General features: G+C 52.3%; 8 protein-coding genes. 6 read left to right on the plus strand and 2 right to left on the minus strand.

The genetic code is table 11. The annotated features are described in order from the left end of the window. Positions 1-513: 513 nt before the first annotated feature. On the plus strand, positions 514-1260 hold the full coding sequence (locus JNC80_RS06790) for a tetratricopeptide repeat protein (protein ID WP_183956639.1): 747 nt from the start codon (positions 514-516) through the stop codon (positions 1258-1260). Positions 1261-1352: 92 nt separating this feature from the next. Here JNC80_RS06790 and xth read toward each other — a convergent pair whose 3' ends face one another. Further along, positions 1353-2132 (minus strand): exodeoxyribonuclease III, encoded by a 780-nt coding sequence (gene xth / locus JNC80_RS06795; RefSeq protein ID WP_075654865.1) that lies wholly within the window; start codon positions 2130-2132, stop codon positions 1353-1355. An 80-nt stretch (positions 2133-2212) separates the two neighbouring features. Next, complete coding sequence (erpA, locus tag JNC80_RS06800; protein WP_075654866.1) at positions 2213-2539, minus strand: iron-sulfur cluster insertion protein ErpA; 327 nt, start codon at positions 2537-2539, stop codon at positions 2213-2215. 266 nt (positions 2540-2805) lie between these two features. Between erpA and JNC80_RS06805 the strand changes: the two genes are divergently transcribed. The 5 genes from JNC80_RS06805 to JNC80_RS06825 all read left to right on the plus strand — a co-directional run bounded on the left by JNC80_RS06805 (position 2806) and on the right by JNC80_RS06825 (position 11807). After that, positions 2806-4005 carry a deoxyguanosinetriphosphate triphosphohydrolase gene (locus JNC80_RS06805; protein WP_376709843.1) on the plus strand — a complete coding sequence of 400 codons (1200 nt, stop codon included), beginning with the start codon at positions 2806-2808 and terminating at the stop codon, positions 4003-4005. Between the two features lie 129 nt (positions 4006-4134). Then, the gene (gene argS, locus JNC80_RS06810; RefSeq protein WP_376709844.1) at positions 4135-5892 is read left to right on the plus strand and encodes an arginine--tRNA ligase; all 1758 of its coding nucleotides are present in this window, start codon (positions 4135-4137) and stop codon (positions 5890-5892) included. Between the two features lie 189 nt (positions 5893-6081). Then, a complete protein-coding gene (locus JNC80_RS06815) occupies positions 6082-9654 on the plus strand; it encodes an SPOR domain-containing protein (protein WP_376709845.1) in 3573 nt (1190 codons plus the stop codon). Between the two features lie 190 nt (positions 9655-9844). Further along, positions 9845-10867: a beta-N-acetylhexosaminidase gene (gene nagZ, locus JNC80_RS06820; RefSeq protein ID WP_376709846.1), complete on the plus strand. Its 1023-nt coding sequence runs from the start codon at positions 9845-9847 to the stop codon at positions 10865-10867. Positions 10868-10904: 37 nt separating this feature from the next. Further along, positions 10905-11807 carry a segregation and condensation protein A gene (locus tag JNC80_RS06825; RefSeq protein WP_376709847.1) on the plus strand — a complete coding sequence of 301 codons (903 nt, stop codon included), beginning with the start codon at positions 10905-10907 and terminating at the stop codon, positions 11805-11807. Positions 11808-11838: the final 31 nt, after the last annotated feature.

The raw sequence follows: 11838 nt of genomic DNA on the forward strand, positions 1-11838 counted from the left end.
TAATCACTTGCTTAACTATATTTCGCAACGGGATGACAACTATGACGCTCTGAAACCGGATTGTTTCGTGGTTTTGAGGGGGCAATTTTATATATCAGCGTAAATTTGTGTTGTTTTGGTAACAGTATTTACCTTTCAGCCGCGCTAAGGTTCACGGAGACGAACTTGGCCTATTTCCCGCCATAAATGCGGAGCACCGATAGGAGGCAGGCAAAGTTTAGTCCTGACAAAATGTGAAACAATCTTTGCCCTTCATTGAGGTCGGTAATTGCAGAATTATAGTTTTTCTCAAAAAAATCCGCAGGTTAGCGTGCAGTCTTGCATGATGACTTCAGGTGCGGGCTCTGCTGAAGGAAATCTGTTTAGCCGACTTTATTCACAGGTCGCAATCTTGCCTGAAAAAATGGCTAGTTTTTCTCATCTTGTTAACTTGTCCTTTACCAAAGTTATTTTGGCAAACGATAATGAAAGAATGCTGTCGTGATCGGGTCGTTTAAGAAAATCGCGTATTCTGTGTGTGGAGCCGGTGTTGCACTCTATCTGGTGTGCAGCAGTGCGTTTGCCTTTGATATTCCGGACAATGCGGACAAGAAGAGCAATCCGTTTGAGGTTTTCAAATTCGGGGTATCCGCCTTTAAGAACGGCCATAAGGATGAAGCGCTGAAAGCTCTGCGCTATGCGGCAGATCAGGGACATCCGGGCGCGAACTGGAAACTGGCGAGCATGTATGCTCAGGGCGACGGTGTTCCGGAAAACGATTACGAAGCCTATAAAATTTTTGAAAAAATCGTTCATGAAGGCGCAGAGCCGGGTTCGCAGAACGAATCTTATGTGGCCGGTGCACTGGTGCAGATGGCGCGCTATCTCAAGCGCGGTATTCCCGGCACTCCTGTAAATTCCAATCCCGATATGGCCCGTGATCTCTATGTGCAGGCCGCATCCAATTTTGGTGACTCCACAGCCCAATATGAGCTTGGCGCTATGCTGCTCAAAGGTGACGGGGTAGAGAAGAACAAAACGCAGGCTGCACGATGGTTCCAGCTGGCTGCCAGAAAGGGCAATGCCAATGCGCAGGCTATGCTCGGCAATATGCTGTTTCAGGCCGGCAAGACTGTTCGCGGCCTTGCGATGCTGACGGCTGCTTTTGAGCGTTGTTCGGATCAGGATTGCGAATGGATCCGTGCGATGCAGGAACAGGCGTTTTCGGTTGCCGGTGAGGCTGACCGCCGTAATGCGATTGCACTCGTCGGCCAGCACTAACGTTGGGTAAAAACAGTTGTGCAGGCACCGTAACTTAGCAAAATGATTCAGTTTGCGGTGCTATGGTCTTCTAATCTTTGAGATAATTTATTTCAGCAGCTAAGCTGAATAACAACCGGCACATGGTCGGACGGTTTGTCCCATGCGCGTGTGTGTTTCTCGATTTCCGCACCATCCAGCAGATTGGCAGCTTCCGGCGACAGCATCAGATGGTCAATGCGGATGCCGTTATTTTTCTGCCATGCACCGGCCTGATAATCCCAGAATGAGAACATCTGTTCATCGCTGACATTGCGGATCGCATCATAAAAACCGAGATTTTCCAGGCGACGGAATGCCTGTTTGCTCTGTGGCAGGAACAGCGCGTCATTCACCCAGTTTTCCGGATGTTTGGCATCAATCGGCTGCGGGATGATATTATAGTCACCGGCGAGCACCAGCGGTTCTTCCAGTTCCAGACGGGTTTTCGCCCAGTCTTCCAGACGCTGCATCCAGCCGAGTTTATACGGGTATTTTTCCGTATCAACCGGATTACCGTTTGGCAGGTAGAGCGAGACGACACGGATCACACCTTTTTCAGTGGTGAATACGGCTTCGATAAAACGTGCCTGCTCATCGCTGTCATCACCCGGCAACCCGCGATTGACTTCAACCGGTGAGACCTTCGAGAGAATGGCAACGCCGTTAAAGCCTTTCTGACCGTGGGTTTCCACGTGATAGCCAAGGGCTTCAATTTCCAGTCGCGGGAACAGATCGTCTACGGATTTGATTTCCTGCAGGCAGGCGACATCCGGCTGGCATTCCTGCAACCAGTGCAGCAGATTTTCGATACGTGCTTTGACACCGTTAATGTTCCATGTGGCAATTTTCAAAGACGTATCCCCGTATTGAGTTTTATAAAAAAATCTGCCGCATTTCAGATCATGCGGCAGCTATTCATGGCAGAAACCGGTCAGATTGCGAAACTGACACCGCAGCCGCAGGATGACGTGACATTCGGATTGTTGATCTGGAAGGACTGTCCCATCAGATCATCAATAAAATCAATAACCGAACCGTCAATATAAGGCACGGAAATGCTGTCGATCAGCACTTTGGCACCGTCTTTTTCAATAATCAGATCATCATCATTGGTATCGCTGACGAGATCGAATTTGTAGGAAAAGCCTGAGCAACCGCCGCCCTCAACGGAAATACGCAGAGCTGATTTGTCGGCTTGTTTTTGCAGAATTTTGACAATGCGTTTGGCCGCCGCATCCGATACGGAAATGTCCGTCATAATAGTCACCTTAAAATCATGGGCGGTTCAAGTTCCGCACAGGATATATGTTGATAGGACTATAATATAGGTCAGAGGTGCAGAGGGCGCAATCTCCTGTCACACGTCATTTGCCCTAAAGTTTTATACTGCACTGCATATCAAACCTGTTATTTTGCACTGCAATCATGATAATGCAGCAGAGTGCAATTGTTGCGAAAGGCCAGATGTGCTTTGCGCAAGCTTGCAGATTTTTGGTTGATGAAACACAAATCATAACAGGAAGAATGATGGACAGTATTGGTTTCGGCTATCGTGAACGTGCTCCTTATGCATGCGACCCTGCGCAAACGCGCGGACGCCTGGTGCATGAGACCGAGAGCCGAACACGCACGCCTTATCAGCGTGACCGCGACCGCATTATCCACTCAACGGCTTTCCGACGATTAAAGCACAAGACACAGGTGTTTATCGCCCATGAAGGCGACCATTACCGCACAAGGCTGACCCACACGATTGAGGTGGCGCAGATTGCCCGTGCTTTGGCGCGCGCATTGCGGCTGGATGAAGATCTGGCAGAAGCCGTGGCGCTGGTGCATGATTTCGGTCATACGCCGTTTGGCCATACGGGCGAAGATGCCCTGAATGAGAAAATGGCGGATTATGGCGGCTTTGATCATAATGCGCAGTCGCTGCGCATCGTGACCTTGCTGGAAAAACGCTATGCGGAATTTGACGGTCTCAACCTGTCATGGGAAACGCTGGAAGGGCTGGTCAAACATAACGGCCCGCTGACCGGCGCTTATTCGGATGGGGAGCCGGTTCCGGGGTCGATCCTCAAATATAATGAGCGTTTTGATCTGGAGCTTTCAGGCTTTGCCAGTCTTGAGGCGCAATGTGCGGCCATTGCCGATGATATTGCCTATAATGCCCATGATATTGATGATGGTTTGCGTTCCGGTCTGCTCACGCTCGAGCAACTGGAAGAAGTGCCGCTCACCCGCGATATTCTGCAGGAAGTGCATCGCCTTTATCCGAAGCTTGATCCGGTGCGTCGTGGCCATGAACTGATGCGCAGGCAGATTACCCGTATGGTTGAGGATGTGATTGCGCATGCGCAGGATCAGATCAAAAAATTCAATCCGCAGAGTGTGGATGATGTGCGTGCGGCCAGTGAGATGATGGTGGGCTTTTCGCCGGATATGGCGATTGCCGAGAAAACCTTGAAGAAGTTTCTCTACCGGAATCTCTATTTCAACGCGCAGGTCGTGCCGATCCGCAAAAATGCCGATCAGGTCGTGAAAGACCTGTTCGATGCTTATATGACGGCGCCGGATGCGATGCCTGCCGACTGGCGGGCAGGGATTGCCGGTAACGAGACTTCGGCCTTTGCGCGCCAGATTGCGGATTTCCTTGCAGGTATGACTGATAATTATGCCGTGCGTGAACACCGACGATTGTTTGACCATACGCCCGACTTGGCTTAAACGGGCTGCAAAACTGCCATTTCTGACTGTGTGATTTGCGAGGCGCTGAGCTTCCCCATTGCATGACGTTCAATTGATTGAATGTGAATTGCGGCCTTGCTCCGCATTTATGTTCCGACAGGACAGATTATGAATATCTTTGCTGATTTCGACGTTAAAATTAAAAAGACACTGCAAGATCTTGGTTTGAAAGACAAAGACGGTGGTGAACTGGATGTTTCCCGTGTTGGTGTTGAGCCGCCGCGTGATGCCACACATGGTGATATTTCCACCAATGCGGCCATGGTGCTTTCCAAGGCGGTTGGCAGCAATCCGCGTGAACTGGCAGCCAAAATTGCCGAAGCGCTGAAAGGCGATGCGGATGTGGCCTCGGTTGATGTGGCAGGTCCGGGCTTTATCAATCTGCGCCTGAATGATGATTACTGGCAGCGTCAGCTGGGCGTTATGCTGGCAGAAGGCACCGATTACGGCCGTTCAAAAATGGGCGGTATGCGCAAGGTCAATGTGGAATATGTTTCCGCTAACCCGACCGGTCCGATGCATGTCGGCCATTGCCGTGGCGCGGTTGTCGGTGATGTGCTGGCTAACCTGCTGAAATTCGCCGGTTATGACGTAACCAAAGAATATTACATCAATGATGCCGGTGCGCAGATTGATGTTGTCGCTAAATCCGTGATGCTGCGTTACCGCGAAGCGCTGGGCGAAGATATTGGCGAAATTCCTGCCGGTCTCTATCCGGGTGATTATCTGGTGCCGCTGGGTCAGGCACTGGCCGAAGAATTTGGCTCGTCGCTGCTGGAAAAGCCGGAAGAAGAAGTTCTGCCGCTGATTAAAGACCGTTCGATTGATGCCATGATGGCGCTGATCCGTGATGATCTGGCCTCCCTCAATGTGCATCATGACCTGTTCTTCTCCGAGCGCAGCCTGCATGCTGACCATGCCAAGCTGATCCGCACCGCGATCAATGATCTGACGCTCAAAGGCCATGTCTATAAAGGCAAGCTGCCGCCGCCAAAAGGCCAGCTGCCGGATGACTGGGAAGATCGTGAGCAGACATTGCTGCGTTCGACCGAAGTCGGCGATGATATGGATCGTGCGCTGGTTAAGTCTGACGGCAGCTTCACTTATTTTGCTGCGGATGTTGCTTACTTCAAAAACAAGTTTGATCGCGGCTTTGAGGAAATGATCTATGTGCTCGGCGCGGATCATGGCGGCTATATCAAGCGTCTGGAGGCGGTGGCGAAAGCTGTTGCTGAAGGTAAGGCCGAGTTGACCGTGCTGATCTGCCAGATGGTCAAGTTGTTCCGTGATGGCGAGCCGGTACGTATGTCCAAGCGTTCAGGCCAGTTCATCACACTGCGTGATGTGGTGGATGAAGTTGGTTCCGATGCTGTGCGTTTCATGATGCTTTACCGCAAGAATGACGCGTCGCTGGACTTTGACTTCGCCAAAGTCACCGAGCAGTCCAAAGACAATCCGGTATTCTACGTGCAATATGCATCTGCGCGTGCGAACTCGGTTTTCCGTCAGGCGAAAGAGCAGCTTGGTCTGGAAAAAATCGAACGTGAAGAGGCGGCAAAACACCTGTCTCTGCTCACCGCTGAGAGCGAAGTGGCGCTGGTGCGTAAGCTTGCCGAATATCCGCGTCTGATTGAGACTGCGGCTATCCATCAGGAGCCGCACAGGCTCGCATTTTACCTCTATGACCTCGCAAGCGCGTTCCATTCTCAGTGGAATCGTGGCTCGGACAACCCGGACTTACGTTTTATTAAGGTTAACGATACAAACTTGTCACTTGCCAGGTTAGGGCTGGTGCAGGTTGTTTCTGATGTCTTGGTATCCGGATTGTCGATTATCGGCGCGGATGCTCCGACAGAAATGCGCTGAATAGAGTGAGGGCGGTTTAAGTTACCGCCTCTGATATTCAGGTAAAGACCGGCACGAAAGGCGCATTTGCTGCGTTTTCGTGCCGTTTTTGCAGGAAACTACTGTCAAGTTTTGCCCACATTGCCTTGCTATATTAGCAATGATTAGGGAGACGTCGGCGGGCGCTCCAGTTGAAATTAGGAAAACGCCATGACTGACAGTAGCGTGACGGGCCGCAATCAGAATCACAGTGATATTCGCGACGAATCGGCGCGGGATAATGATCCGCTGTTTGAATTGTCGCGCATTTTTGGCTTTGATGAACCGGCAGAACAAAAAAATATGCAGAATGCGCAGGCTGAACCGGAAATGTCTTCCGAGATGAGCCTTGAGCGGGAACTGATGGCAGATTTCGATGCTGAATTCGCGGCGGACTTCGCTGCTGAACCGGCACAGCCAGCCAGCAATTTCCAGCCGCAGGATGAAGCGTTCAGCCCTGTTCAGCAGACAGCTGCTGAGAGCCGCTCTTACCAGCAGGCTGTCGAGCCGCGCTTTACCGGCTATGCGCCGTTGCAGCGTGCCTATGCAGAAGAAAAAGCACCGGAACAGTCCCAGCCTGCCTTTCAGCAGGATATTCCGCAATATTATGCGGAAGAGCAGGATTATACGGCTGCGGAACCGCAGAATGCTTATTATGAGGCCTATTCCGATCTGCCTCAGGATGCAGCATTTTCAGAGCCTGTGCAGGCTGCGAATGAAGATTATTTCTCTTCGCTGGAAAATGAGCTGAGCCAGAGCTTTGAACCGGAAACCGCCTCGCAGGTTGCTGCTGAGCCGTATTATCAGGAGAACCAGTATGCCCAGCCTTATCAGGCGGGTTATGGTTCCCATGCGCCTGAATATTCGGAAGCCGCGGCCAATGTTTCGCAAGAGCAGGCCGCTCAGGATTTTGATCTGCCTGAACTGAATGCAGATGATTTCGATTTTTCTGATATCGGCCGTGAGCCGCAACAGGAATTTGTTGCCCAGAGCTATGACAATGTTTTTGCGGAAAACGAGGCTTACCGCCCTGTGAATGCAGCACAGCAGTCTGATACCAGCTTTGAGGATGAACTTTCATTCCTGCTGCAGGATGAAGCACCGGCTCAGACGGATAATTATGCTTATCAGGCACCGTTTGAAGCAACACCTGAAGCAACGGCCTATGCTGATCCGGTCGCGGCTTATGAGGATGAAGTTGTTCCGCTAACCGATATCGAGCCATTGTTTGATGCGCCGTCCATTGAGGTTGCCCCTGCTGTAGCCGATTTTGACGGTCAGGAGCCGGTTGCGGATCATTATGCCCATACAGATATGCAGGCCGAGGATGATTATACGCAGGCTGCACCGGTGCAGAATTACGATCAGATTGATGATGAGTTCTTTGCTGCTCCCGATCTGAGCCGCTTGCCAAACCGCACAGCCAGCGCCCAGACCAATTGGGAAGAGGACAGTGCTGATACAGCTGAAGCTCCGGCAGCCAGTTCCTTCGCGGATCTGTTCGGCGCCAGATCACAGTCTGATTACGCGGAAGAAACAACCGAAACCTATGAGCCGGAACAGGCTGTCGCTTTTGAAGAAGATCAGCAGACTGAAAACTTCAACTTCGGCGATGATTTCTACGAAGCAGAAGAAAATGCGCCCGTTGCAGAACAGGCCATAGAGCAGCCTTATGTACCGGAGCCGGCGGCTCCATTGGCGTATAATGAGCCGGAGGCTCCATTGACGTATAATGAGCCTGTGGCTCCGTTGGCGCATAATGCAGTGCGTGGTTATTCTTCCTACACATTCGGTGCGGCGACACCGGCAGCTGCGGCTGCAACCACATCTGCAGCAAGTACAGCAGAACGCTCTGTCAGCAGCTTTGCGGATACGATTGCAGCTATTCCGTCTGCTTATGCTTCGCAGCCTGTGCGTGACACTGCTCCTGCTGCAGCTTCCTACGAAGAACCGGCTTATGAAGAACCGGCTGCGGCGGATAATTTCTTCAGCAATGATGATTTCGATTTCTCATTTGATGAAGACCTGCAGCCTGCCGATGATTTCGCCGTTGCAGAAGCATCGGAAGAGCTGCCGCTTGATCTTGATCTGAATGATGAACCGGAGATTCCGGCCTATCAGCCTGCTCAGAGTGCAGCCTCCAAGCCGTTTGTACCGGCACCGGAAATCGAATCTGTTGTTGTGTCGGAAAACAAGGTTGAGCAGACACAGGCGCTCGATCTGCCTGAGGTCAGCTATGGCGATGATGTTAAAGAAACGGGGCTGAACAGTCTCGAATCAGAATTCGCAGAAATTTTCAGCACGATCAGTGTGAATGAAGCTGCCGCACCGGATACAACCAGTGAGGCGGATAAGGCTTTCGAAAATATCCTGCAGGATAATTTCGCAGACTATCATACGAGCGTCAAAACTGAGCCGGGAGAAACCGATTCAACTGGTGCAGGTTTCGGCACTATTGCCGGTGCTGCAGCTGGTCTTGCCGGTGCAGCCGTAGCGGGTGCAGCATTGCGTGGTTCTTCCGCGCAGAGCGGTGCAGGCCAGACAGGCAAGGCCACGCAGGATGATTATTATAATCACTGGGCGGCTCAGGGTGCGCAGAATAATGATTTCGACACCTATAATCTGTCCGAGAATTTTGCCCGTGATGAGGATGACTATACGGAAGCCCGTCCGCGTGAAGAGAACCCGTTGCGTAAACCTATCCTCTGGGCATCAGTCGCTGCAGCGGCTCTGATCGTTCTGGGCGGCGGTTACTATATGCTCAAATCCGGCGGTGTTGTCGGCGGCGAACCTGCTGTTCTGCGGGCTGACAGCCAGCCGGTTAAAGTCCAGCCGGAAAATCCGGGCGGTATGGTTGTACCAAATCAGGACAAGGCTGTTTACGATCAGGTTTCCGGTACCAAACCTGCTGCGCCTGAACAGAAAACCCTTATCAATACGGAAGAAGAGCCGGTTGATGTAGGTCTGTTGCAGGGTGCGGATGCGGAAGAAGACCGTTTGCTGTCAGATGAACCGGAAAGCACCAATAGTGCGACGCCTCCTGCTGCCAATAATCCGGCACAAGAGGCTGAGCGTGAGCTGGTAACACCACGCACGGTGAAAACCATGGTCGTGCGCGCTGACGGTACAATCGTACCGAGTGAAGCACCGGCGGCCACTGCGCCTGCAAATAATAATGCAGCTGCAACCGATAATGGTCTTGATGAGGCATCCCGCCTGATCAGCCAGAGTGCTGTTCCTGAACGTCTGGGTACTGATGCACCGGCACCTTCTGCACAGAGTGCAGCAGCACCGCGCGTTGTACAGACGCAGACTTTCACCGCTTCCGGTGAACAGGTCAAACCGCGTGAAGTGACAACAGCTCCGGTTGTGCCGTCCCGTCCTGCCGAGCAGCCGGTTAATGTTGTAGGCAATGTGGAGCGCCCTGCACAAAATACAACACCGCAGCAGGTTGCCAGCGCCACTGCGCCTGCAGCCAATGTTTCGGCCAATGTTCCTGCGGGCACATGGTTCATTCAGATCGCTTCGCAGCCGAGTGCAGAGCTGGCACAGAAAAGCTATGCCAATATGAGCTCGCGCTACGGTAATGTTATCGGTGGTCGTGGTGTTGATATCAAAAGAGCGGATATTGCCGGTAAAGGTACTTATTACCGTGTCCGTATTCCGGGTGGCACCAAGGCTGAAGCCGCAGCGCTCTGTGAGCGTCTGAAATCTGCCGGCGGCAGCTGCTTCCCGACACTCTGATCCGAAAATATGTAAAACAAACATGAAATGCGCTGTGTATCTTTAAAATACGCAGCGCATTTTCTCTTTATGGGTTATGCAGAGAGCATTATCTGATTTGTCGCATTATCGCGGACGTTAAATGAAGTCATTTATCTGCGAAATGCCTGTCTGATTTGTCATATTCCAATAGGCGAGGAGCATTGCCGCAATGACATTTAAAGCCATGATTACCGGTTTCGAAGGTACCACGCTGACCGAAGCCGAGCAGGAATTGTTCCGTCGTGTGCGTCCGTGGGGCTTTATTCTGTTTGCCCGCAATGTGGAAAGTCTGGAGCAGTTGCGCGCATTGACCGCGCAAATCCGCGATGTAACCGGACGGGATGAGACACTGATCTTTATCGATCAGGAAGGCGGGCGTGTGCAGCGTCTGCGCCCGCCGCTGGTGCCGAATTATCCGTCAGCATCGCAGATCGGTGCGCTTTATGAACAGGATGAAGAACAGGGTATGCGCGCCGCCTGGCTGCTCGGCCGTCTTCATGCTTTTGATCTGATGGGCGTTGGCATCAATGCCAATTGTCTGCCGGTGCTGGATGTGCCGGTTGAAGGCTCTCATGAGGTGATCGGTTCGCGCGCTTACTCCTATGATCCGGAAACTGTTGCGGTATTGGGCAATGCGGTTGCTGAAGGACTGATGGCCGGTGGTGTGCTGCCGGTGATGAAACATATGCCGGGGCATGGCCGTGCATTTGCCGACAGTCATAAGGAACTGCCGAGCGTTGATGCGCCTTTGAGCGAACTTTGTGCCCGTGATTTTGTACCATTCTGCCAGCTGGATGATCTGCCGGCCGCTATGACTGCGCATATTGTTTACAAGGCGCTTGATCCGGAACGTCCTGCAACGCTGTCACCGGTGGTTATCAATTGTGTGATCCGTGATATGCTGGATTATGACGGCTTGCTGATGAGCGACGATATTTCCATGAAGGCGCTGTCCGGTAATCTGGATGATATTGCCCGTGAGATTATCGCTGCCGGTTGTGATGTGGTGCTGCATTGCAGCGGCGTGCTGGAAGAAACTATTGCCGTTGCCGCTGCTATTCCTGATCTGAAAGATGAGAGCCTGCGCCGTGCGGAACTGGCTGAAGTCTTTGCAGGTGAAGCGGATCTGAGCAATGAGGCAGCGATCCGTGCGGAATTTAACGCTTTATTCCCAGAGGTCGCTGTTGCCTGATAATCGGGCAGAACTTCAATAAATAACAGGCCGGATGATGAGTACCGAAACCGCAAAGACGGATAATCCCCAGACACCAAAGGCCGATGTGCCGATGGATGATCTGTGGCAGTCAGAGACGGCACTCATCATTCCGCCGGATAGTGCCGAAGATCTGACCCTGCATGTGGATGTGCAGGGTTTTGAAGGCCCGATGGATTTGCTGCTGCACTTGGCACGCAATCAGAAGGTTGATCTGACACAGATTTCCGTGCTGGCGCTTGCCGAGCAATATCTGAAATTTATCGAGCTGGCACGCGACCGAAAGCTGGAACTGGCTGCCGATTATCTGGTGATGGCGGCATGGCTGGCCTATCTCAAATCGCGTTTGCTGATCCCCAAGGCCAAAGATGAGGATGGCGAGACCGGCGAACAGCTGGCTTCCGTCTTGCAATTCCGGTTGAAACGGCTTGAAGCGATGCGTGATGCGGCGGGCAAGCTGGTCAATCGTGACCGGCTGGGGCGCGATGTATTTGCCCGTGGTATGCCGGAAACGGTGCTGGTGGAAAAGACCAGCCTTTACAGCGCTTCGCTTTATGATCTGCTCACGGCTTATGCTTCACAGCGTCAGAGGCAGGCGGTTTCCCATGTGCAGATTGCCAAGCGCACAGTCTGGTCGCTTAAAGAGGCGCGGGTGCTGCTGGTGCGCATGGTAGGTGAATTGCAGGACTGGGTGGCGCTGGATGCGTTTCTGCTGGATTATATTGCGCGACCGGAAGATCGTGCGAGTGCGATTGCCAGTTCCTTTGCCGCCAGTCTTGAGCTGGTGCGTGAAGGGCGGATGGAATTACGCCAAAATGCAGCTTTCGAACCGATTTTTGTACGCGCTGCCGAACGTAAACCGGTGAGCAGTGTGCCAGATGATCTGAAGGCGGATCGCGAAGATAAGGATGAAGCGTGAGCGAGACTGAAATTTTGACAGCTGCTGAGGC

Source organism: Pseudochrobactrum lubricantis (genome assembly GCF_041929865.1).
Classification (GTDB): domain Bacteria; phylum Pseudomonadota; class Alphaproteobacteria; order Rhizobiales; family Rhizobiaceae; genus Pseudochrobactrum; species Pseudochrobactrum saccharolyticum.

What these genes read in the sequence shown, in the direction of transcription:
- JNC80_RS06805 (WP_376709843.1), top strand. Translation starts at nt 2,806, where the DNA reads ATGATGGACAGTATTGGTTTCGGCTATCGTGAACGTGCTCCTTATGCA.
- JNC80_RS06825 (WP_376709847.1), top strand. Translation starts at nt 10,905, where the DNA reads ATGAGTACCGAAACCGCAAAGACGGATAATCCCCAGACACCAAAGGCC.
- nagZ (WP_376709846.1), top strand. Translation starts at nt 9,845, where the DNA reads ATGACATTTAAAGCCATGATTACCGGTTTCGAAGGTACCACGCTGACC.
- JNC80_RS06815 (WP_376709845.1), top strand. Translation starts at nt 6,082, where the DNA reads ATGACTGACAGTAGCGTGACGGGCCGCAATCAGAATCACAGTGATATT.
- erpA (WP_075654866.1), bottom strand. Translation starts at nt 2,539, where the DNA reads ATGACGGACATTTCCGTATCGGATGCGGCGGCCAAACGCATTGTCAAA.
- argS (WP_376709844.1), top strand. Translation starts at nt 4,135, where the DNA reads ATGAATATCTTTGCTGATTTCGACGTTAAAATTAAAAAGACACTGCAA.